At 39.4% G+C, this 23732-nt stretch carries 21 protein-coding genes; 13 read left to right on the forward strand and 8 right to left on the reverse strand.

Annotation, left to right across the window (positions count from 1 at the left end; genetic code table 11):
• Positions 1–238: 238 nt before the first annotated feature.
• The 4 genes from AC6H4V_RS11725 (at position 239) to AC6H4V_RS11740 (ending at position 5606) form a co-directional block, all read left to right on the forward strand.
• Positions 239–1711 carry an NAD(P)/FAD-dependent oxidoreductase gene (locus AC6H4V_RS11725; RefSeq protein ID WP_497606974.1) on the forward strand — a complete coding sequence of 491 codons (1473 nt, stop codon included), beginning with the start codon at positions 239–241 and terminating at the stop codon, positions 1709–1711.
• Positions 1712–1914: 203 nt separating this feature from the next.
• Positions 1915–2238: a cytochrome C gene (locus AC6H4V_RS11730; protein ID WP_428729563.1), complete on the forward strand. Its 324-nt coding sequence runs from the start codon at positions 1915–1917 to the stop codon at positions 2236–2238.
• A gap of 155 nt (positions 2239–2393) precedes the next feature.
• Positions 2394–3368: an MBL fold metallo-hydrolase gene (locus tag AC6H4V_RS11735; RefSeq protein WP_428729562.1), complete on the forward strand. Its 975-nt coding sequence runs from the start codon at positions 2394–2396 to the stop codon at positions 3366–3368.
• Between the two features lie 96 nt (positions 3369–3464).
• A complete protein-coding gene (locus AC6H4V_RS11740) occupies positions 3465–5606 on the forward strand; it encodes a WD40 repeat domain-containing protein (protein ID WP_497606975.1) in 2142 nt (713 codons plus the stop codon).
• Here the strand turns inward: AC6H4V_RS11740 and fliI are convergent.
• Together fliI and folE are read right to left on the reverse strand one after the other, a co-directional pair.
• Positions 5590–6900 carry a flagellar protein export ATPase FliI gene (gene fliI, locus AC6H4V_RS11745; protein ID WP_497606976.1) on the reverse strand — a complete coding sequence of 437 codons (1311 nt, stop codon included), beginning with the start codon at positions 6898–6900 and terminating at the stop codon, positions 5590–5592. The two genes, AC6H4V_RS11740 and fliI, sit on opposite strands and share 17 nt — an antisense overlap.
• Positions 6901–6927: 27 nt before the next feature.
• The gene (gene folE / locus AC6H4V_RS11750; protein ID WP_497606977.1) at positions 6928–7512 is read right to left on the reverse strand and encodes a GTP cyclohydrolase I FolE; all 585 of its coding nucleotides are present in this window, start codon (positions 7510–7512) and stop codon (positions 6928–6930) included.
• 73 nt (positions 7513–7585) lie between these two features.
• Here folE and AC6H4V_RS11755 point away from each other — a divergent pair, with 73 nt between their 5' ends.
• Positions 7586–8998 carry a sulfatase-like hydrolase/transferase gene (locus tag AC6H4V_RS11755; RefSeq protein WP_497606978.1) on the forward strand — a complete coding sequence of 471 codons (1413 nt, stop codon included), beginning with the start codon at positions 7586–7588 and terminating at the stop codon, positions 8996–8998.
• A gap of 18 nt (positions 8999–9016) precedes the next feature.
• On the opposite strand, the gene AC6H4V_RS11760 is transcribed toward AC6H4V_RS11755, so the two are convergent.
• A complete protein-coding gene (locus AC6H4V_RS11760) occupies positions 9017–10960 on the reverse strand; it encodes a ribonuclease J (RefSeq protein WP_428729557.1) in 1944 nt (647 codons plus the stop codon).
• Entirely contained in the window at positions 10929–11735 is an 807-nt protein-coding gene (gene rsmA / locus AC6H4V_RS11765) for a 16S rRNA (adenine(1518)-N(6)/adenine(1519)-N(6))-dimethyltransferase RsmA (RefSeq protein WP_497606979.1), read from the reverse strand. The genes AC6H4V_RS11760 and rsmA overlap by 32 nt, the downstream gene beginning before the upstream one ends.
• A 162-nt stretch (positions 11736–11897) precedes the next feature.
• On the opposite strand from rsmA, the gene hisF reads away from it, so the two are divergent.
• The 3 genes from hisF to rlmN are packed head-to-tail and all read left to right on the forward strand — an operon-like array spanning position 11898 to position 14265.
• Complete coding sequence (hisF, locus tag AC6H4V_RS11770) at positions 11898–12659, forward strand: imidazole glycerol phosphate synthase subunit HisF (protein WP_497606980.1); 762 nt, start codon at positions 11898–11900, stop codon at positions 12657–12659.
• Positions 12656–13198, forward strand: a complete 543-nt coding sequence (locus tag AC6H4V_RS11775; RefSeq protein ID WP_497606981.1) for a phosphorylase family protein — start codon at positions 12656–12658, stop codon at positions 13196–13198. Before hisF ends, AC6H4V_RS11775 begins: the two co-directional genes overlap by 4 nt.
• Positions 13195–14265, forward strand: a complete 1071-nt coding sequence (rlmN, locus tag AC6H4V_RS11780; RefSeq protein ID WP_497606982.1) for a dual-specificity RNA methyltransferase RlmN — start codon at positions 13195–13197, stop codon at positions 14263–14265. The genes AC6H4V_RS11775 and rlmN overlap by 4 nt, the downstream gene beginning before the upstream one ends.
• Positions 14266–14755: 490 nt before the next feature.
• On the opposite strand, the gene AC6H4V_RS11785 is transcribed toward rlmN, so the two are convergent.
• Positions 14756–15649, reverse strand: coding sequence for an RluA family pseudouridine synthase (locus tag AC6H4V_RS11785; protein ID WP_428729552.1), 894 nt, complete (start codon positions 15647–15649; stop codon positions 14756–14758).
• Between the two features lie 123 nt (positions 15650–15772).
• On the opposite strand from AC6H4V_RS11785, the gene purB reads away from it, so the two are divergent.
• From purB to trxC, 5 genes are all read left to right on the forward strand, one after another.
• Positions 15773–17101: an adenylosuccinate lyase gene (gene purB, locus AC6H4V_RS11790; protein WP_497606983.1), complete on the forward strand. Its 1329-nt coding sequence runs from the start codon at positions 15773–15775 to the stop codon at positions 17099–17101.
• Between the two features lie 67 nt (positions 17102–17168).
• Entirely contained in the window at positions 17169–19535 is a 2367-nt protein-coding gene (locus tag AC6H4V_RS11795; RefSeq protein WP_497606984.1) for a ribonucleoside-diphosphate reductase subunit alpha, read from the forward strand.
• On the forward strand, positions 19536–19901 hold the full coding sequence (locus AC6H4V_RS11800; protein ID WP_497606985.1) for a hypothetical protein: 366 nt from the start codon (positions 19536–19538) through the stop codon (positions 19899–19901).
• A 51-nt stretch (positions 19902–19952) separates the two neighbouring features.
• The gene (locus AC6H4V_RS11805; RefSeq protein ID WP_497606986.1) at positions 19953–21338 is read left to right on the forward strand and encodes a Do family serine endopeptidase; all 1386 of its coding nucleotides are present in this window, start codon (positions 19953–19955) and stop codon (positions 21336–21338) included.
• An 18-nt stretch (positions 21339–21356) separates the two neighbouring features.
• Entirely contained in the window at positions 21357–21779 is a 423-nt protein-coding gene (gene trxC, locus AC6H4V_RS11810) for a thioredoxin TrxC (RefSeq protein WP_497606987.1), read from the forward strand.
• Here trxC and ppnP read toward each other — a convergent pair whose 3' ends face one another.
• Genes ppnP through ruvC form a run of 3 tightly spaced genes read right to left on the reverse strand, consistent with a single transcriptional unit; the run spans position 21780 to position 23632 of the window.
• Entirely contained in the window at positions 21780–22091 is a 312-nt protein-coding gene (gene ppnP, locus AC6H4V_RS11815; RefSeq protein ID WP_428729546.1) for a pyrimidine/purine nucleoside phosphorylase, read from the reverse strand. It lies immediately after the preceding gene.
• Between the two features lie 41 nt (positions 22092–22132).
• Positions 22133–23098, reverse strand: a complete 966-nt coding sequence (locus tag AC6H4V_RS11820; protein WP_497606988.1) for a DUF438 domain-containing protein — start codon at positions 23096–23098, stop codon at positions 22133–22135.
• 48 nt (positions 23099–23146) lie between these two features.
• Entirely contained in the window at positions 23147–23632 is a 486-nt protein-coding gene (gene ruvC, locus AC6H4V_RS11825; RefSeq protein ID WP_428729544.1) for a crossover junction endodeoxyribonuclease RuvC, read from the reverse strand.
• Between the last annotated feature and the right edge of the window lie 100 nt (positions 23633–23732).

The following is a 23732-nucleotide window of genomic DNA, read 5'->3' on the forward strand; positions in this document are numbered from 1 at the left end:
TCTCTTAATTTTTGTAATACTAAAAAGCTAATAAAAAGTAACATATCCGCAAAGCATAGCCAAAAACCCTATCATTAACCCTACTTATTATAAATAAAATATATAATTATGCATTAAAAATGAAAGTGGAAAAAATCGATAAATTGGGGAATTTTAGGGGTAAAACAGACCAATTTAAAACTCCCTTAAGCATCAAACTTGTAGAATTGAAGACTTTATCACAAAAAAAGGAAAATAGATGAAAAAGAATAAAATCTTAGAAGAGATTTTGAATGAAGTTGACAAGCATCCAGAGATTATGTCTCGTCGTGAGGCTCTTAAGTATTTGACGATGTCTCCGCTTGCGGCTTCTGTAATCGCAGGTGCAACAGTTGGTGCTACAACTGCAAGTGCATCAAGCAGTGTAAAAGGGAAAATCGTTATCGTTGGTGGTGGTTTAGCAGGTATGAGTACAGCTGCTCTTATCAGAAACACTGCATCAAACCTTGAGGTTACGGTTATCGAGCCAGATCCTACATCTGTATCGTACCAACCAGGACAAACTCTTGTTGCAGCGGGCGTATGGGACAAAAAAGATATTATTTATAACAGAGATGATTTTGTGCCAAGCGGCGTGAAACTTATCAAGGGGACTGTTACTGCATTTGATCCAGACAACAACAAAGTTGTTGTAGATGGCAAAGAAGAAGTTTCATACGACCATATGATTGTTGCTACTGGTCTTGTTCTTAACTATGGTGACATCAAAGGCTTAGAGGGTGTTATCACATCTTCAGGTGCAGACAATGCAGTTGTAAAACAAAAAATCGGTAAAAATGGAGCTTACTCTATCTACTTCCGTGATGGTGCAGAAGATACTTGGAAAGGTATCCAAGAGTTAGTAGCAAAAGCAAAAGCGCACACAGGACCTGAAAAACTTCAAGCTCTCTATAGTATGCCAGCAACTGCTATCAAATGTGGTGGTGCTCCGATGAAAATCATGTACCTTACACACGCTCACTTAGCAAAAGCAGGGGTTGCAGATAAAGTTGAGTTAACTTTCAACACAGCTGGCGGCGCTCTTTTTGGTATCAAAGAGTATGCTGAAGTAATCACAAAGCAGTTTGAAAAAAGAGGCTTTAAGTGGAACTTTGGTTACAACCTTACAGAAATAGACACTGATGGTAAAGTTGCAACATTTACAAAAACGTGGAAAGAAAAAGGTGAGTACGATGAAGATTTAGAAGAGTACGCAATGGTAACAAAAAGCCAAGCGTTCCCATTCAAGTATGATTTCATCCACGTAACACCTCCACAAGGCGCTCCAGAAGTAGTAGCAAAATCTGCTATTGGTTCTATGCAAGGATGGGTACCAGTTGAAAAAGAGACACTACAGCATGCATCATACAAAAATGTATGGTCTTTAGGTGACGTTGCTGCACTTCCAATGGGTAAAACTGGTGGTTCTGCTCGTAAAGAGTACCATGTAGTTGTTGAGAACTTAATAGCTGCAATCGAAGGAAAAGCTCTCCCGTCAAAATTCGGCGGATATACAGTTTGTCCACTTATCACAGGTCTTGGAACAGTTATGCTTGCTGAATTTGACTGGAGTAAAAAACCAACTCCTTCCTTCCCACTTGACCCAACACAAGAGAGATGGATTTGGTGGTTACTCAAAGTTTACGCACTTAAGCCAATGACAATGTACGGAATGCTCTCAGGTAGAGCGTAATCTCTATTTTTTAAACTTTGGCGCAGGGGATTTTCCTTGCGTCTTCTTCTCTTCTTGCCTTATTTTTCCATATAAATATTTATTTTTTGCCTCTTCCTTATACAAATTGTTACACCTATGCATAAAAATTATATATAAATTTTATAATAAATATTCGTTTTATTTTTTATAAGATAAAATGTTACAAATTATAAGGAGATACAATGACAAAAATTGTAAAAATTGCATTAAGTGCGGCTTTAATATTAAGTGTTGGTGCAGTAACTGCAAGTGCAGATGCTGACAAAGGTCTAAAACTCTACTCTAAAAAACTTAAAGACGCATGTGGCATAAGTGGTGCAGCTATGGCTGGAAAACATTCTCAAAGTGAGTGGGAAGAGCTTAACAAAAGTGGAAATCTTGCAAAAGAGATTAAAACTATCTGTCCAAAAGCAAAAGATGAAGATTTGGATGCTAAGTTTCTTCCTCACTATTATGACTTCTTCTTTAACTTTGCAAGCGACAGCGGAAACGTTCCATCTTGCTAAAAAGCTTCTAATCCTCGCTTCTGCAACTGCAGAAGTGGGATTTTTATACTCATTTCCTCTTTTTTTACTCCGTTTTTTTCAAATTTTACTTTTTTCACATAGATAATTCAACCTACATCAAGTATAATAAATCTCAATATATCATAGGAGATACGATGAAAAAAATTGTGTTTTTAGCTTCAACAGTCATAGCATTTTCGCTCACGCTCAATGCTTTTACACTCGGAACATTAGGAAACTTTGAGTTTAAAAAAGCTCATGAAAATGTCTATATTATGCACGGACCAGAAAAAGAGCCAAGCAAAGAGAATGAGGGCTTTATGAACAATCCTGCCATCATTGAGAGTAAAAACGGGCTTATTGTTATCGATCCGGGTGGAAACTACAATGTTGGCAAGAAGATACTTGCTGAAATTGAAAAGGTAAGCAAAAAGCCTATTATTGCAGTTTTTAACACACATAAGCATGGTGATCACTGGTTTGCAAATAAAAATATCTTAGAAAAATACCCAAATACACCAATTTACGCGCTCACTTATATGATTGAGCAGGTAAAAGACAACTCTGCTGAGACATGGTATGGTATTTTGGACAGACTTACTGGAAATTTAGAGGGAACTAAACCTTTTACCTTTCCAACGCAAGGCATAGAAAACAAACAAACTGTTGAAGTAGATGGGCAAACATTTATCATGCGTCACTTTATCGGCGGACATACTGACACCGATATACTTATAGAGCATGTTAACTCTAACACACTCTTTATCGGCGACAATCTTATCACAAACCGCTTTGGAGCGTTTGATGAATCATCAAGTATTCTCGAAAACATCAAACTTTTAGAGAAGATTATGAAACAAGAAGATGGCTTCAAGAAGTATGCACTCTACGTTCCAGGGCATGGTCCTTCAGGAAAAGACCCAAAAAAGACGGTTGAACCTTTCTTGACATATCTCAAAATCGTTGCTGCAGGGGCGCAAAAAGCGTATAAAGATGGCGTTGAGAGCTATGAAATCAAACCAGAAGTACATGAGCAACTCAAAGCGTACCACAAATGGGATGCATACGAAGGGCAGATGGGTAAACACCTTATGAAGGCTTACTCTGAAATAGAAGCTTTAGACTTCTAAAATAATTGAGCCATTTTTTATGGCTCAAACCTCATCTCTACTCCCATCACAACTAACTTTCAGTTCAAATACTACTTTTTTTATCTATAATATTTTATGCTTAAGATATATGAGTGCCAAAGTGCCAAATCTGATATTACTGCTTTAACTATGCTGAGTGATGCGCTCGTGGCGTATAGTACGCTGTTACATGGCATAAAAATCTTTGACCTTAGCGCATGCGAAATCAGAAAAAGCATTGCAAATATTTCTTTAAACTCCTCCGTCACTGCCTCGGCTTTTAGTCCAAACGCTCACTATTTTGCCTTTGCAAACACTCCATTTCTCTACATCATAGACATAGAAACCAAAGAGCTTCTCCAAACGATTGAGACATATGATGAAGAGATTCAAATCATCAGTTTTGATCCAACATCAAACTACATTGTTGTTGGAACAAAAAACGGAAGAGTACTTCAGTACAAAACAAATCAGTCACAACTTCTCTCAAGACTCTGCTCTTTTCCCTATGAGAGAGAGAAAAACCCTCTCAAAACAAAAGAGGAAAAAAACTTTGTCAGCGCGTTTGCTTTTCATAAAAATCAGTTTGCCTGCAGTGGCTATGGTGGTGCTATTTTTATCATTGATTTTTATACACAGGCAAGTAAAGATGTTTTGACACATAGTAAAAACAGAGCTGATGCACTCTGTTTTTTAGATGAAAAAAGACTTCTTGTGGGAAGCAGTGATGGAAGCGTTGATGTCATCTTGCTTGACAATCACCACATATATAAAAGCATTAAAACACCGCTGCTTGGCATTAAACAGCTTTTAGTTATGCCAAATCCCAACTATGTCATGGTCATTGGCAAATCTAACACGGTCATCATCATTGATATCCAAAACTACAAAATCACGCATAGCAGATACATAGAGTTTGAGACACCGATAAATAGAGTAGTAATGAGCAGTGCTGATTCTCTAGTCGTTGCTCTTGAAAACAACAAAATCGTCAATGTCGCTCTTCCGGGTATCGCAAAGCTTCGCTCTCTTATCCTGCATAACTCCCTCGCAGAAGCATTTAAACTTATAGCAAAAGAACCCATGCTTCAAGGTTCTTATGAACATAAGATGCTTGAAGAGAAGTTTGAGAAGAGTTATGAGAACGCTACAAAAGCACTTATCAACCAAAACAATGCACTGGCGATACAGATTTTAAATCTTTACAAAGATATTCCGTCTAAACAGACCAAAATCAGAGAGCTCTTTGACGCTTTTAAACACTACCTACGATTTCAAGCACTCTTTTTAGAAAAAAAATATCCTCTTGCCTATGCGATGTGCTCAAAATATGAACCTCTTAAGCAGACGCTACAGTATCATAAAATGGAGCAGATTTTTAAGCTCGCTTTTTCAAATGCGCAAAGACATATTCTTCAAAACAATCTTGAGAGTGCCAAAGCGCTTTTGGCGCAGTATAGCACCGTACTTTCAAAAAAGCCTCTTATCAAGCTTCTACTTACACAAAACAGAGAGTTTGTAGCCCTCCTAAAGGCGATTCAAAAGCGAGATTTTAGAACCATCAACCAACTTATCGATAAAAACGAGCTCTTCAAGCAGATTCCAAACTATATTGCTATGAACAAACAGGTTCAAGAGACGATTGAAGAGGTGCAAGAGGCGATACAAAAAGGTGAAGTAGAGAAGGCAAGAAAACTCCTCTTAACCCTTCAAGAGATTCCAGATGTGGCACAAAAGGTAGAGGAGTTGCACCGCAAATGCAAGCATATTTTAGCACTACAAAAAGCCTACGGTGAAAATAATTTCATAGAGTGTTATGAAATTTTAGATATGCATCAGCACCTCAAATCCATAGAACTCGGGATACTTTTAGAAAAACATTGGTCAAAACTGATGCTAGCGTGTGAAGAGTATGCACTTGCTGGAAATATCAAAGGAATCAAAAAAACACTTGGAGAGCTTCTTACACTCCATAGCAGACGCCATAAAATAGGCGATTTACTCCGTGTAAGTTTTCATGCAAGAATCCAAACACTTATCAATACAAAAGATTTTAGAGGTGCGGAAGCGATTATCTACACCTATATCGATGTCTTTGGCATAGATAGCGAAATGAGCCAAAACATGAAAAACTTTGAGCAACTCTCTGGGCGCAAACTTGCCATCACCCAAGAACAAGCGCAAAGACCAAGAAGAGACAGCTGGAGAAATTTCGATATTATTATGAAGAACCCATAAGCTTTAGAAGTGTTGCTACCGTCTCATCAAAGTCACTCTGAAAAGAAGCACCTTGCTTCAAAAACTGTTCCATCTCGCTTTTTTTGTTCATAGCTTCATCAAGTTCAGCATCACTCCCTTTTTGATACGCTCCTATGCGGATAAGCACCTCGTTCTCTTTTAGGAGTGTGTAGAGCCTCCTAAACCTCATCACAGCCTTAAAGTGCTCAGGAGAGATGATATCATTCATCACCCTAGAAGCAGAGTTGAGGATATGCACAGGAGGGTAGATGCCAAAATCGGTCATTTCACGAGAGAGAACGATATGACCATCCAAAATAGAGCGAGACTGATCAGCGATAGGGTCGCTCATGTCGTCCCCCTCGATGAGAACCGTAAAAAAGGCAGTGATAGAGCCTTTACCTTCCTCTTTTCCTGCACGCTCCATGAGTTGTGGCAAAAGTGTCAAAGAGGAGGGCGGATACCCTTTTGATGTCGGTGGTTCGCCAAGGGCTAGCCCTATCTCTCTTTGAGCCATCGCAAAACGTGTAACCGAGTCCATGATAAAGAGAACATCCAGCCCTTGATCTTTGAAAAACTCCGCCACGCTCATAGCCGCAAATGCACCGTACTTTCGCATCAATGGCGAATCATCAGATGTTGCAACGACGATAACAGTATTTTCAAGATTGCCGCCTAAGTTTTTTTCTATAAACTCAGGAACTTCTCTTCCACGCTCACCGATAAGTGCGACCACTTTTATGGGTGCAACCGCACCACGTACAATCATCCCCATAAGTGTCGATTTTCCAACACCGCTTCCCGCAAAAATGCCTAGTTTTTGCCCTTTTCCGCATGTCAAAAGCCCATCAATGCTCTTTACTCCGACACGAAAAACCTCATCTATCATCCCTCGCTTCATGGCAGCTATGGGCGCTTTGATGATGGGAGAGAGCTTTGAACTATTGATGCCCCCTTTGCCGTCAATTGGGCGCATAAACGGATCAACAACACGTCCAAGTAGAGATGCGCCAACAGGGATATTCAACCCCGTCTGGTCTAAAAACACTCTATCGCCAGAGCAAAACCCCTCAACAAAACTAAAAGGAGTGATAAAAAAAGTAGTGCCGTCTATCTCTGTAACCATGCCTATCGTCTCTTGGGCTGTCTCGTTGGAGATTATCTTGACGATGTCACTGATGCTTACTTTAAGACCTCTGGCAGTGATAACGGTCGCATTGATTTTCACAACCTCGCCAAATGTAACCGAATACTTTTTATTTGAGATTTTCTCCCTAAGCGATTTTAGAGGCACAGCAGGCGTCCTTTGTCTTGCATAACTCTAATAACGTGAGCCAGTAGGAGAGTTTATCAAAGAGAAAAACTCGCTTCTTGTCTTCTCATCTTTTTTAAACAACCCCCTAAGAGCCGAAGATGTCGTAGTTGAGTTGATTTTTTCCACCCCTCTCATCTCCATACACATGTGTCTCGCCTGAATCACAACTGCAACGCCTTTTGGTTCTATCGTATCCATAATCGCATCGGCAATCTGCTCTGTAAGCTGCTCTTGAATCTGCATGCGGCGTGCAAAAACATTGACAACACGTGGAATCTTTGAGAGACCCACCACTTTGCCATCTGGTATGTAAGCCACATGAACACGCCCAATAATCGGCAAAAGATGATGCTCGCAAGTAGAGTAAAATTCTATATCTTTTAAAAGCACCATCTCATCGTTAGAGCTTGTAAAAAGAGCAGATTTAAGTATCTCTCTAGGGTCTTCCTTGTACCCGCCAAAGATAAATTCATAAGCCTTTTTAACTCTCTGCGGAGTTTTTAAAAGCCCCTCTCGGTTTGGATTTTCTCCAACATGAAGCATCATACACTTCACTGCGTCTTCAAATTGTGTTTCGTTTTTCTCTGACAATGCTCTGCCTTTTGAATTTTTTATAAGTGTTAGAGTACCGATAAGTTGCTGAGAAGTTCATTTTATAAGCTTTTTGGCTTGCAGATTTAAAAAATTTGAGCTAAACTTTTTTAAAAAAGGCTTTCAAATAAAACTCCTACTTTTCTCCCTTTTGCTCTACTCTCAAAACTACCTTTTTTTACTCTTTTTTGGGAGTGGATTTGAGTTTTCGCTTTTGGAGTTTTTGATGCTCTTTGCGACGCTCTGCCTTTTTTCAAAATCACACTATTTTAAAGCTTATCTTCTTGTTTTACAGAGTTTGTATCTTGTCCATTTTACTTTTATGGCTTACTTTGGCGTTCATGTTCGCACTAGCGATATCTACCTCTTTTTTACACATATAGCAGAGACATTTGAGACGCTTGGGACTCTTTATGAGGTGGGGCTTTATCCGCTTTTTGTGGTTGGGGTGACCTCTTTTGTTGCTATGTCTATGGGTTATAAAAAGAGCAACATATCGCCGATTTTACTCTCCCTTTTTCTGGTTTTCTCATTTTGGTTTCAAGAAAAACTGCATGATGCTTCGCTTTTGCTCATCAAAGAGAGTGTTAAAACTATTTTTTTACAAAAAGGGCAGGGTGCTATCCAAAAAAGTGATGGAGGGCAAAAAACAGCTCTTTATCAGCGTGACAACAACATTATTTTAGTGTTAGGCGAGAGCATGAGAAGCCGTGAGCATCTTAAAGAACGCTATGAACTGTTTGAAAACTACAACTACAAAACCATCCTAAGCGGAGCGACAAATACCGATGTCGCCGTGCCTCTGCTTCTGAATGGCGCACTCTCTCCAAAAACGCTAGATTTGCAAAATAACCTCTTTTTACTTGCAAAGCAAAACGGCTACAAAACGACTTTTTTCACAACGCAAAGCCAAAAGAGTTTGCAGTATATAGCTCCATATCTCTCTACGGAGCATATCGACACTTTTAAAGTAGCAGGTTCACGAGACGACAAGGAGTTGCTCGCACATCTAAAAACTCTCTCTTTGGATGAGAAAAGCTTTATCGTTTTGCAGATGCAAGGGGAACACAGTCCATACATCTACTATGAAAACGCAAACAGGAGCGACTCCATAGAGAAAAGATACCATCTCTCTATGCTCTATTCGGACGCTATCTTGCGCCAACTTATGGCTTATGTAAGTAGCCACTCCACAAAACCATATCTTTTTATCTTTGTCTCAGACCATGGAGAGATGCTTGGGGAAGAGGGCAAAACAGGGCATAACAGGTTTGAAAAGGAGATTTACTCTGTACCGCTTGTGATACACTCAAACCTTGAGACGCACATTGAAAAGATACTCTCTCATTATGATATCTATGAACTTGTCTATCACTATCTTGGATATACAAAAGAGTTTCAACCTAGCGAAAAAAAAACAGTGCGGGTTTATGGAACGATGATGAGCGAAGAGGATGGATACAGAGATATAGATTTGCAGAGATAATCCTCTGCAACTCCAATGTTACATTACAAAAATATGCGGAACGATAAGCGGATATTTTTTCATTTTTCTGTAGATATGCTTTCTCACAACTTGACGAAGGTCGTTTTCTAGTGCTCTTGCATTTTCAAGAAGTCCCTCTTTTATGTTAGCAAGGAAGTGCTCTAAAACTTCTTCTATCTCATTGGCAAAATACTTATCTTGCTTGTCAGCAACAAGACCAAACGATGTTACAAGCGGTTTTGAGAGCATCGTTGAGTGCTGTCCATCGATTTGAGCAACTATCATGACAATACCATCAGATGCAAGTTTTTGACGGTCGATAATGATATCGTCATCAATTTTATGGTTATTTTGGTTGTCAATATATGTCTTACCAGTTCTAACGGTTTTCACTTTTCTCATATATTTTGGAGCGATTTCGATAGTGTCGCCATCGTTCATAATGTAGATATTACGTTCAGGAATACCACACATCATCGCCGTCTCTTTATGCTTCATAACATGGTTATACTCTCCATGGATAGGCAAGAAAAACTTAGGATTTACAAGACGGAGCATCAGCTTTTGCTCTTCGATAGAAGCGTGACCTGAAACGTGAATATCTCTATCATTAGCCACTTTTGCACCAGCACGTTGGAGATGGTTTAACATCCCAGAAATAGAGCCTTCATTTCCTGGAATAGGGCGAGATGAGAGAACGATTAAATCCGTAGGTTTAATCTTCACATGTCTATGCTCACCGATAGACATTCTAAAAAGAGCAGAGCTTGGCTCTCCTTGCGAACCTGTTGTTACTATCAAAATCTCTTTATCGTTCATAGAAGCGATTTGCTCAGGCTCTACAAAGATATTTTTTGGCAATTTGATATAGTCATACTGCATCGCCACTTCTATATTTCTCTCCATTGAGCGACCGATTACACAAACCTTACGCCCATACTTCACACCATACTGGATAGCTTGATAAACACGGTGGATATTGGAACTAAAAGTAGAGAGAATAACTCTTCCCTCAGCCTTTGCAAACACTCTATCAAGAGCAGGTGCGACACTTAGCTCTGATGGTGTTGGTGCTGTGTTGTAAGAGTTTGTAGAATCACTAAGCAGACAAAGAACTCCTTTATCCCCATAATGAGCAAGTCTATGCAAGTCCGCTGTATAGCCATCAACTGGGGTATGGTCGATTTTAAAGTCACCAGTATGGATGATAGTTCCGCATGCTGTCGTAACGGCAAGCGAGGATGAATCTATAATAGAGTGGGTCATATGCATCCATTCTATGTCAAAATCTTCACCGATTTTATATATTTTTCTCTTCTCAATCGGATTAAAATACTGTTTAAACTCTTTTATGTGATGCTCATCAAACTTACTTGCAATCATCGCAAGAGGAAGCGGAGAGCCGTAAATAGGGAACTGCATCTCTTTGTAAAGATAAGGCATCGCACCGATATGGTCTTCGTGTGCGTGTGTAATAATGACTGCTTTTATCTTATCTTTTATCTCACGGATATAGCTAAAGTCAGGTACCAAAATATCTACACCATGCATATCTTCATCTGGAAAACTCATTCCCACATCGATAAGAATTGCCTCATTTTGTGTTTCAAAAATAGTGATATTGCCACCAATTTCACCAAGTCCACCAAGCGGAGTAATACGGATTTTATCTCTTGAGTTCAAATCTAGTTTGTAGTGTGGATTAAGTCTTTGCTTATGTGCTTCTTGATTGAGTTCAACAAATGCTCTAAGATTTTCATCTACAGGCAAGCCTTGACGACGACGCCCTTTTGAAGCATTTTTATTTTTATTTGCTGGGTTAGCATTTGCTGGTGCAGCAGGTTTGTTGGCATTTGGGTTATTTGGTCTGCCACTATTGTTATGTCTTTTGTTATTGTTATACTGTTTACGATTTTCTTGAGAAACGCTTTTAACGCTTTCCTGACTCTCTTGTTGTTCCATCCAAACTCCTTGTTAGTTTATAGAGTTGGTGATAGTCAAGTGTAGAGACTTGATGAGGACGAATGGTTTGTGCTAAGCCTATCTTAAGAAAAGCTTCTTGAAGAAGATTTTTTTCATACGTTACCGATAGATTTTTCATAAGAGTTTTTCGAGGCTGCGTAAATGCAACTCTCAGCATATCCTCAAAATCTCCATTACATCTATCGCTATTTTTTTGTATCAAAAAAACTGCAGAGTCTATTTTTGGTTGCGGTTCAAACGCTGTTGGCGGAACTCTCACAACTATGTGTGCATCCCCAACGCTTTGAGTTATAATACTCAAAGAACCAAACACTTTATCGCCCTCACGAGCACAAAACTTCTCTGCAACTTCAAACTGCACCATTACAAGTATATTTTTGCATTTTGAATCTGCGAGGGCTTTTAGAATGATATTTGTCGCTATATAGTATGGCAAATTTGCCACCAAATCATACGACTCTTCTATAAGCTCACTCTTCCAAGCAGTTAAAACATCCCCGCAATTTATGCGGAGCCGGTTGGTTGCGATCTCTTTTTCAAACTTTTTTTGTAACAGTTTACACAAATCGGTATCGACCTCAAAAGCTTCTACACTTTTGACATCTACTAAATATTTAGTTAAATCACCTAAGCCAGGTCCAATCTCTACGATTTTATTATCGTTGTTGGGCATCGCTTCGACGATTTTTTGTAAAACAGTTTCGTCTTTTAAAAAGTTCTGTCCGAACTTCTTTTTTGCTACAATTTTTTCCATTGAGGGGGATTGTATACTAATTTTGCTTATATTTAGTTAATGTCGCTATTTTTTTATCATAATAACCGAATGTTTCACATGAAACATTTTGCAAGTTACTGCCAAATACAACTATAAGTCATAAATAAGTATAATTTCATAATATTATCAAAGGCTTTTATTTTGAATAACTACTTTGCAAAAAGAATTATCCCATGTCTTGATGTTAAAGACGGGCGTGTTGTCAAGGGTGTAAATTTTGTCGGACTTAAAGATGCAGGCGACCCTGTAGAAGTTGCAAAAAGATACAACCAAGAGGGTGCGGATGAAATTACATTTCTCGATATCACTGCATCAAGTGATAACCGTGATACCATTGTAGATATCGTTGCGCAAGTTGCTAAGGAGGTTTTTATACCTCTAACGGTTGGCGGCGGCATACGAAAACTTGAGGATATTTACAAACTCTTAAATGTCGGATGTGATAAGGTAAGCGTCAATTCCGCTGCCATCAAAAGACCTGAACTTATAGATGAAGGTGCAAAAAGATTTGGTTCACAGTGTATCGTTACGGCGATTGATGTTAAAAAAACGGGCAATAGATACCATGTTTATCTCAACGGCGGAAGAGTTGATACTGGGCTTGATGCGGTAGAGTGGGCAAAAGAGGCAGTCGATAGAGGTAGCGGTGAGATACTCTTAACCTCTATGGATGCAGACGGAACGAAAGCAGGATTTGAGCTAACCATCACAGAACTTATCAGCCGTGCAGTCAATGTTCCAGTGATAGCAAGCGGCGGAGCAGGGACGATGGAGCATATAAAAGAGGCATTTGAACATGGTGCAGATGCTGCTCTTGCGGCAAGCATCTTTCACTATAAAGAGATAGATATCATGGATCTTAAACACTACCTCCATGCAAACAATATTCCGGTTCGTCTATGATTATCTGCGCCGGAAACAACGAAACATTTGATTTTGCCACTCCCATGGGAGTAGGGCTAATAGAGACAACCATAAATCTCACAAGAGCTTGCCTTTTTGACAAACCAGAATTTCTGCTTTTTGTGGGGAGTGCGGGAAGCTATGGAGAGCTTGGTATCTTTGACATAGTCGAATCAAAAACTGCTTCAAACATCGAACTTGGCTTTTTGTCGGGCGACGCTTATACACCACTGGACAATGTTATCTCAACTAACACCACTAACAAAAAAGATGTTATCGTCAACTCTTCCAACTATATCTCTACTAACGAAGAGCTAACAAAAAAGTTTTTTCGATTTGGAGTTGGCATCGAAAATATGGAATTTTTCGCTGTTTTAAGCGTTGCACAAGAGTTTGACATACCTGCTGGCGGAGTTTTTTGCATAACAAACTACACTAACAAAAATGCGCATGCGGATTTTCTTAAAAACCATGAAGAGGCGAAAAGGCTCTTAAGTGAGCATGTAAAAAAACGAATAAAAGAGCTAACAAAAAAATGAAACCTTCCCTTTATGAATTTACCCTCAAAGAGTTACTAACAGAGGTAAAACCCTCATTTCGAGCAAAACAGATTTACGGCTGGCTCTATCATAACTATGTAACATCTTACGATGAGATGAAAAATCTGCCAAAAACATTGCGTGATGAACTAAGCGAGAGGTTTGTTATAGACCCGCTGAAAATCGTAAAAAAAGAGATTGCGTCGGACGGAACTATCAAGTACCTTTTTGAACTTCAAGACGGCAAAACCATCGAAACTGTCTGGCTAAAGATGAAAGAGGAGATAACAGATGAAGAGGGAAATGTCACTCAAGAAGCAAAATACACCATCTGCGTCTCAACGCAAGTCGGATGCAAAGTAGGGTGTGCGTTTTGTCTAACTGCAAAAGGCGGTTTTACGAGGGATTTGAGTGCGGCGGAGATTGTTGCTCAAGTTGTTGCACTCAAACGAGACAATAACCACAAACATAACAGGATGATAAACATGGTCTATATGGGCATGGGCGAACCGCTTGACAATCTTGCAAACCTTGCAAAAGCCATAGAGGTATTTCAAGAGGAAGAGGGCTTGGCGATTTCTGGCAAGAGACAAACAGTCTCCACAAGCGGCTTAAGCACAAAGATAGACAGACTGGGAGAGATGGATTTGGGCGTTCACATCGCCATATCTCTTCATGCCGTTGATGATGCGCTAAGAACAGAACTTATCCCCATGAACAAAGCGCACAACATAGCGTCCATTATAGACGCTGTAAAACGCTTCCCGATTGACACAAGAAAAAGAGTTATGTTTGAGTATCTCGTCATCAAAAACAAAAATGACGACTTAGGCTCTGCTAAAAAGCTAGTAAAACTTCTCTCAGGCATCAAAGCAAAAGTAAATCTCATCTACTTCAACCCATATCCAGACACCCCTTATGAGAGACCAGAGAAGAAAGATATGGTCGCTTTTCAAGAGTATCTTATAAACCATGGGCTTTTATGCACTATCCGTGACTCTAAAGGCATAGATATCAGTGCGGCATGTGGTCAACTAAAAGAAAAAACTGCGAGTGAAGATAGATGAGTTATGTAGAAGTTTTTCAGATTGTTTTTCTAATAACTGTTTTTGCTGTGGGTCTCGTTGGATTTATAAAGGCTGCTACAAAAGAGGATGAGAAAAGCTAAACGACCAACACACCAGGGAGGTCGTTTATGGGCAAAATCATACCTTACAATAATTAATAAAGAGCCTATCTGCTTTTTTACAAAACTTAAAAAACTCTCTTAAAAAGAATTTATTTCATAAAAAAATCATCTTTTTTCTTCAATATGTGTACAATTCACACATTGCTCTAAGATGTGAACAAAAGTAAGTTTTCTAAAAAATAAATTTAGAAATTCTTTCTTTATTTAAGAAAATATTTATATAAATATATCCTGAATTACATCTTTTCACATATAGCGCAAAACGCCTATTTTAGGGGTGTTTATGGCTTTTATGATTTGATGTTAAAGAAATTGTTTAATTGTCTCCGAAAGATACAAAAAGTTATTCACATCTATCTTGAATAAATTTAAACTTTCATACTTTCAAAACAAATTTGCTCAAAATCTACGCTGCTTTTCACATTGTATTTTTTACCGTAAAGTTCAAACTCTAACTCATTTGCATGTAACAACAATCTTCTTGCACCACTTAGCTTTACTCTCGTATCTCTATCCAACTCTCTATCTAAATATTTAACGATGTTCTCTTCACTCTGTCCGTAAACTGGGTCACCAACTATCGGATGTTTCACATGAAACATATGTACTCGTATCTGATGTTGTCTTCCTGTATGTGGGGAGCACTCTACAAGTGTCATGTTTAAATGCTCAAAATATTTTAGTGGTTTTACAAATGTCAAAGACTCTTTGCCGCTAGCATCAACTTTTACCACCATTCTCACAAGAGCGCTCTTCTCATCATCATAACGAAGCAGCGGAGCATCAATGCGAAGTTCCTCTTTTAACGCACCGTGAACCATTGCAAGATACTTCTTTTTCATATCACGCTCTTGAAACATCATCTTTATATCAACTTCACTCTTTTTATCTTTTGCACACAGAACCAGTCCGCTTGTCTCTTGGTCTATTCTATGCGCAATGTTTGCATCCATCCCGAATTGAGCTTTTAGCTCATCTATAAGAGAGTATTCTGTATGTCTGTTTTGAGGATGGATAAGCATTCCGCTTGGTTTGTCAAAAACTACAAACTTCTCATCTACCACATGCGGAGCTAACCCTTTTGAAATCGGTTCAAAACAGATAAACTCTATCTCGCCCTCAAGAAAGTCCGATGGCTTTGTGATAGGAACGCCATTTACAAGAACTCTTCCCACGGCTATATATCTTTGAATATCTCTTTGAGAGTATCCCAATTCTCTCTTTAAAAAAAGAAAGGCACTCTCTCTTTCTTTGGCAAACATTTTTTTAATGACAAAGGGCAATTTTTAATCCTTCTGTTATGGTTTTTTATGTAAAATCTGAAAATATAAAACTGCTTTATACTCAGTTAGTAACACAAATTTTACAATAATCAGGTTGAATAAATGGTAGAGAGATACGCAAGAGAAGAGATGAGTTCAAAATGGACGATGCAGGCAAAATATCAGGCTTGGCTCGATGTAGAAAAAGCGGTTGTAAAAGCTTGGAACAAACTAGGACTTATCCCTGATGAGGACGCTAAGAAGATAGTTGAGAATGCAGGTTTTGATATAAAAAGGATAGACGAGATAGAAGCTATCACTCGTCACGACCTTATAGCATTTACTACAAGCGTATCTGAAACGCTAGGCGAAGAGAGCAGATGGTTTCACTATGGTATGACAAGTTCAGACACGGTGGACACCGCCGTAGCACTTCAGATGAAAAGCTCACTTGAACTTATCATCAAAGATGTGAAGATGGTTATGGAGTCCATCAAAAAAAGAGCATTCGAGCATAAGATGACTTTGATGGTAGGACGTAGCCACGGTATCCATGGCGAGCCTATAACATTTGGTCTTGTGTTAGCTGTTTGGTACGATGAGATGGCTAGACATTTGGAAAACTTAGAGCAGACATTTAATGTCATCTGTGTCGGTCAAGTGAGTGGAGCAATGGGAAACTTCGCTCACGCTCCGCTTGAGCTTGAAGAATATACATGTAAAGAACTCGGTCTAAGACCTGCACCCGCATCTAACCAAGTTATACAAAGAGACAGATACGCAAGACTAGCAACTGCATTAGCACTCTTAGCTAGCTCCATAGAAAAGTTCGCTGTTCAAATCCGCCACTGGCAAAGAACAGAGGTTTATGAGTGTGAAGAGTATTTTGCAAAAGGGCAAAAAGGCTCATCGGCAATGCCGCATAAACGCAATCCAATACTAACAGAAAACATAACAGGATTGGCTCGTATGATAAGAGCCTATGCGATGCCTGCCATGGAGAATGTCGCACTCTGGCATGAGAGAGATATCAGCCACTCTTCAACCGAGAGATTTTGGCTTCCAGATAGTTTTATAACAAGCGATTTTATGCTTCACCGTATGAACAACGTTATAGCAAACCTAACGGTCTATCCTGAAAATATGATGAAAAATCTAAACCTAACAGGCGGCTTGGTATTTTCTCAAAGAGTTCTTTTGGAACTTCCGCTCAAAGGTGTTAGCCGTGAGGATGCTTACCGCATAGTTCAAAGAAATGCGATGAAAGTTTGGGAAGAGATACAGCAAGGCAAACCAACCACAAATGAAAAGGGCGAAAGTCTTTACCTAAACCACCTATTGGCAGATGATGAGTTAAGAGCAAGTCTAAGCGAAGAGGCGATTCGTGAATGTTTCAATTATGATTACTATACTAAAAATGTGGACAAAATTTTTGCAAGAGTTTTCAAGTAAAAATGACATAATTGTGCTAATATTTCTTTAGCAAAAATAGTAAAAAACAGATTTTTAGGAAGTACGCATGATAACAATTATAAAAAGAAATGGCAGAACTGAAAAACTAGATATCAGTAAAATTCAAAAATATACCTCTGCCGCGGTTGAAGGTCTAAGCAATGTTTCTCAAAGCGAGCTAGAGGTTGATGCACAGATTCATTTTCGCGATGGCATTACCTCAAGAGAGATACAACAAACACTTATCAAAACGGCAGTGGACAAGATAGACATAGATGCTCCAAACTGGACATTTGTTGGAGCAAGACTTTTTTTGTTTAACCTTTACCATGAAGTCAACGGCTTTACGGGTTACTCATCTCTTAAGAGTTACTTTGAAAAAGGCGAAAAAGAGGGAAGACTTCTTTTGGGCCTAAAGGAGATGTATAACCTTGAAGAACTTGAAAAACACATCAAACCAGAACGTGACATGCTCTTTAACTATCTTGGCGTAAAGACACTTTACGATAGATATCTCATAAAAGATAGAAACGGTAACCCCATAGAGTTGCCACAACATATGTTTATGGCGATTGCAATGTTTTTGGCTCAAAGAGAGGAGAAAAAAGAGGCGTGGGCTGTCAAGTTTTATAACATGATTTCATCGTTTGAAGTTATGTTAGCAACTCCAACTCTAAGCAACGCAAGAACAACAAGACATCAACTAAGCTCTTGCTACATCGGTTCAACTCCTGACAACATAGAAGGGATTTTTGACTCCTACTCAGAGATGGCGATGCTCTCAAAATTCGGCGGAGGCATAGGTTGGGATTGGACAAATGTTCGTTCCATGGGCTCCTACATCGATGGGCATAAAAATGCAGCGGGCGGAACTATCCCGTTTTTAAAAATCACTAACGACATAGCAGTTGCAGTTGACCAGCTTGGAACACGCAAAGGTGCTATCGCTGTTTATATGGAGCCGTGGCATATCGATATAAACGACTTTTTGGATTTGAAGAAAAACTCAGGCGAGGAGCGCCGCCGTGCGCATGACCTCTTTCCAGCGCTTTGGCTCAACGACCTCTTCATGCAAAGAGTTGAAGAAGACGGCATCTGGACGCTTTTTGACCCTTATGACGCAAAAGAGCTGACAACGCTTTACGGCGAAGAGTTCAACAAAAGATACATGGAACTAGAAAATAACGAGAGCATCATCAAAGAGAAGATAAAAGCAAAAAACCTCTGGAAAAAGATACTCACATCATACTTTGAGAGCGGCAGTCCGTTTTTATGTTTTAAAGACAATGCAAACCGTGCGAACCCTAACAACCACACTGGCGTTATAAGAAGCTCTAACCTCTGTACGGAAATCTTCCAAAACACAAACCCTAACCACTATAAAGTCAAGTTTATTTTTGCTAACGGTGAAAGTGTTAGTTATGAAGAGGATGAGATTATCAAGGTAGATAGCGGACTACAAAAACCTGCTAAAAAGGTAACCGCTCTGGATTCACTCGGTGGCAGAGAGATTTATGTGGTTGAAAAAGAGAAAGTAAACGGCGATACCGCTGTTTGTAACCTCGCCTCGGTAAACCTCTCCCGCATCAACACAAAAGAGGATATCGACAGAATCGTCCCAATCGCCATCCGTGCTTTGGACAATGTCATCGACCTAAATTTCTACCCGATAGAAAAAGTAAAACGCACTAACATGAAAACAAGAGCAATCGGTCTTGGTGTTATGGGCGAAGCGCAGATGTTAGCACAAAAAGCTATAGCTTGGGGAAGTCAAGAACACTTTGACAAGATAGATGAAATCATGGAAGCTGTTAGTTTTAACGCTATCTCTGCATCTAGTGACCTTGCACTTGAAAAAGGTGTCTATCCTGAGTTTGAGGGTTCAAAATGGAGCAAGGGTGTTATGCCGATGGACTATGCAAACGCAGAGGTGAAAAATCTCATCGACCGTGGCGGACTTTTTGCTTCTGCTTATGAGTGGGAAGAGCTACGTGCAAAAGTGAAAAAGCAAGGGATGCGCAATGGCTATCTTATGGCAATCGCTCCTACAAGTTCTATCTCTATCCTCATAGGAACAACACAAGCGATTGAGCCTGTCTTTAAACGAAAGTGGTATGAAGAGAATCTCTCAGGACTTATCCCTGTTGTTGTTCCTGAACTCTCCCCAGAGACTTGGGCATACTATACACCGGCTTACGACTTGAACCAAACGCTTCTCATAAAAGCAGCGGCGATTCGCCAAAAGTGGATAGATCAGGGGCAAAGCCTCAACATCTTTATCACACTCGACAAGGCAAGCGGCAAATACCTCAATGAGATTTATTCACTCGCATGGAAGCTTGGTCTCAAATCGACTTACTATCTACGCTCACAATCGCCTCAAATGGCAAGCGATGTAGAAGACAGAAGCATGGAATGTGTCGGTTGTCAGTAAATGAAACCTCTCTTAAAAAATGATTTGAACACCTTTTTAAAGAGATTTGGCAACTTTGTGGACGCAGAGCTTAGGTCTATAAAGATTGTCTCTCCTACTATAGTTAAAATTACTGTAGCCACGCAAGACAGTGCAAGAGCATTTGACTGGGTAGCTATCGTTTTAGAATTTAGTGGCGTGAGTGATGCCAAAGTGCCAGAGAGTTCAAAACTGCCAAACATCGATATGAGTGATGGTATAACGCTTCTTTTTGTGGAGAACACTTTTACTTTTGCTCTTGGGGTTTACAACGCTCCTTTGGCTGTTGCAAACTCCATTTGCTATATCAAAGCCGCATCTCTCAAATACGAAGAAATTTCCTTTTAATTTCATTAACCTTTTAGTTATACCATTTTGAAATAAAAAAAAGGAGTTTTCATGAAAAAAGTTATTCTGCTTTCACTGCTGACATTTACACTTGTTTATGCAAAAGAGGGTGTCGAGTTCAAGTACGCACCCCAAACCATAGAGCGTGAACATCCTACAAGCCAAAATCGCATACTCTCCTATAACAATGTTTTAGAAAATGTTAGAACAAGCATAGTCAATATCTCTATCAAGAAGAAGATAAACAGTGCAGGACTAAACGCAAACCCGTTTTATAACGATCCATTTTTTAGAGAGTTTTTTAGAGGTTACGGACAAGTTCCGCAAGAGAGGATAGAGCAGTCCCTTGGCTCGGGCGTTATCATTTCTCAAAACGGCTACATCATAACAAACAACCATGTTATAGATGGAGCGGATGAGATTATCATCACTATTGCGGGAGATAAAAAAGAGTACGAAGCAAAACTGATCGGTAAAGATGAGAAGAGCGATTTGGCAGTTGTCAAAATCGAAGCAAAAAATCTCAATGCGGCAATTTTTTTCAACTCCGACAAAGTAAAAGTGGGCGATGTAGTTTTTGCACTTGGCAACCCTTTTGGAGTTGGAGAGACCATCACACAGGGAATCGTCTCAGCAACCGGCAGAAATGGCGTTGGAATCGTGGAGTATGAAGACTTTATCCAAACAGACGCCTCTATAAATCCTGGAAATTCAGGCGGTGCGCTTATCAACTCGGCAGGACATCTCATCGGCATCAACTCTGCCATTATCTCCAAATCAGGCGGCAATGTCGGCATAGGTTTTGCCATCCCCGCAAACATGGTAACAACGGTCGCAACAAGCCTTATAGATAGCGGTAAATACACCCGTGCCTATCTTGGAGTAAACATAGCCGATGTCGATAACGACATGAGCAGTTTTTATGACAACAACTATGGCGCACTTGTTACGAGCGTGGAAGAGAACTCTCCGGCGGCAAAAGCAGGGCTTAAAAGAGGCGATTTGATTATCGAGGTTGATGGCAAAAAAATCTCAAGTGCTAGTGAACTCAAAAATACCATAGGCTCATACGCTCCATCCAAAACCGTTAACCTCAAATATTTAAGAGACAAAAAGATAAGCTCTCTTGGCATAAAGCTTGGAACATCCGAAAACAAAACAACCGACGGTTCTTACGAATACAAAGGCATGAAACTCTCAGAGATAAGCACGGCAGAGAGACAACAGCTCGGTATCAAAACAAACGGCGTACTTATCACTTCAGTAGATGAAAAAAGTGAAGCTTATAAAACAGGTATAAGAAAAAATGATATCATCATTCAAGTAGAAAACAGCGAAATCGCTTCACTGGAAGATTTCAAACGCTTGAGTGCATCAAAAGAGAAGAAAAGAATCTTTGTTTACAGAAGAGGCTCTATCTATGCCGTTGTTCTATAAAATCACAGAGGAGAGAGAATGAGAGTAGTCTGTCCACACTGCAAAAGCGTTAACAATGTTCCGCAAAGAGACTCCTACACAAAAGCCAACTGCGGTAAGTGTAAAAGCTCACTTTTAGAGACCAAACCCATCGAGTTAACAACTGTTAACTTTGACGAATTCATCGTAAACAGCGACATTCCCGTAGTAGTTGATTTTTGGGCGCCATGGTGCGGACCATGCCGCATGATGGCTCCAAATTTTGAAAAAAGTGCTAAAAATTTTCCGCTAAAAGCCCTCTTTGCAAAAGTAAATACAGAAAATGAACAGCAATTAGGCGGCAGGTTTGGGATAAGAAGTATTCCGACCATTATAGTATTTAAAGGCGGCAAAGAGGTTCATAGAGTTTCAGGCGCACTTGATGAAGCAACTCTTAACGGACTTGCTTCACAGTTTATATAACTAGTTTATATATGAACAACAGTAATCCGTAACAGTCTTGATTTTGAGATCAAACGAAGAGTTCGCAGGCACACTAAAAGTCTCGGGCGTGTTTAGAGTTTTCCACTCTTCGTTTGGAAGTCTAATATCAAGCTCTCCGCTCATAATCTCCATGATTTCAGCAGCATCCGTCCCAAAAGTATAATCCCCAGGCATCATGATTCCTAGCGTCTTTTTCGTACCATCCGCAAACTCAACCGTTCTACTTGTAACTTTTCCATCATAGTAAATATTTGCTTTTTTTACTATCGTAACATTTTCAAATTTTGACATATGTTTATTATCCTTAATTTTTTTGTAATTTTATCTAAAAATTATTCCCAGTCCAACAATCTTCTTTGACCCTCTAACTGTCTTATATGCGTCACATCTTGGGAAACCTCTATAACGCCTTTGTAATTACCTTCATCATCTCTGATGGCAAAGTAACGAATGTGAATAAACTTACCCTTAAATGTTATCCAAAACTCTGCCTCATCTTTGCGACCTGCTTTAAACTCTCGCAAAATCATCAAAACTTGGTCAACAGACTTTGGCGGGTGGCAAAATTTTACCTCTCGTCCTATGATTCCTGCACTTCTTGGAAATACTCTCTCATCTCCACGGTTGTAAAAAATAACGATATCATTTTCATCAACATAAGTGATATCAACAGGCATAAATTTTAAGAGCCAGTTAATCTGTTCAGGGAGCATATAGCCCTCGTCAAGCTTGATTCTGCCATCAAGCGAAAAAGGTAGTTTTCTTTTCTGTTTATCTTGAGACGGATGGATGTATTCGCCCTCTACATGCGGAGGATAAGCTGCCGGCGCTTCATCAAACATCCAGCCTATCTCTTCATCACCGGCTCTCATCTCTTTCCAGTCCTCTTCATCAAGCATATTCATCGCATTTGGCAAAAGTCTGCCCTCTTCAACCTGCATGATATGTTCTAGGCTTCCAAAAACTCTCTGCAACTGCTGCATAAGTGCGGGCATATTTTTCTCTTGTGCCAAAGCTCTTGCGGTTTTTATCTCTGCTCTTATGTCGTCATGAAATGCCCACATATTTTGTGACGGACTTGTCCAGCCGTACTTTTCAAGATATGGAAAAAGCTGATTCTCTTTTCTTGCAAAATGTTTTTCGACCAGACAAAGCTTGTTAAATTTCTCTTCAAACTCTTCAAAATTGTCAACTATGTTGATACTGCTGATACTTGCTATCAAACCTCGCATCAACATATTTTCTTCCAAATAGACCCTAACAGGGTGTCCGTCCGGCAAATTCAGGTATGGATTCATAACTTTCCTTGATATTTTAATAGTACAATTATACTGTTTTTACTCTTTTCATCTTTGATTTAAGGCAAGATGTACTCTTTGTGAGTGCGTTATCGCAACTGCAATGGCATCTGTTATATCTAGCGGTTTTATCTCTTTTTTTATGTTTAAAAGTCTCTTTGCCATAAATGCAACCTGCTCTTTTGTCGCTTTTCCGTTTCCTGTAAGTGCCTGTTTTACTTGAAGTGCGGTGTATTCACTAAACTGTCCAAACTGTTGAAGAAGCATAAGCATTATCGCTCCACGAAATTGGGCGAGTTTTATGGTTGTTTTTGGGTTGTGTGCATAAAAAATATCTTCAATTGCCACTTCATCTATCTTAAAATTTTTAAAAATATGTTCAAAAGCCTCTACCATCTGCGGAATCTGAAACTGTAGCTCTTCGGCTTTTATCTTTATAAGTCCCGCCTCAATTAACGCTATTTTTCCCTTCTCCAAAGAGATAAGAGCATAGCCCATTTTTCTCGTTCCAGGGTCAATTCCTAAAATTGTCATCTTATACTTTCACATGTTATAGGTAAGCTATTCACATAGTTTTAACTTTATTTATGGGAATTATAGCTACTATTCACATAAATATACAAAAGGTCAAGAT

This window comes from Sulfurimonas lacustris (assembly GCF_059705355.1).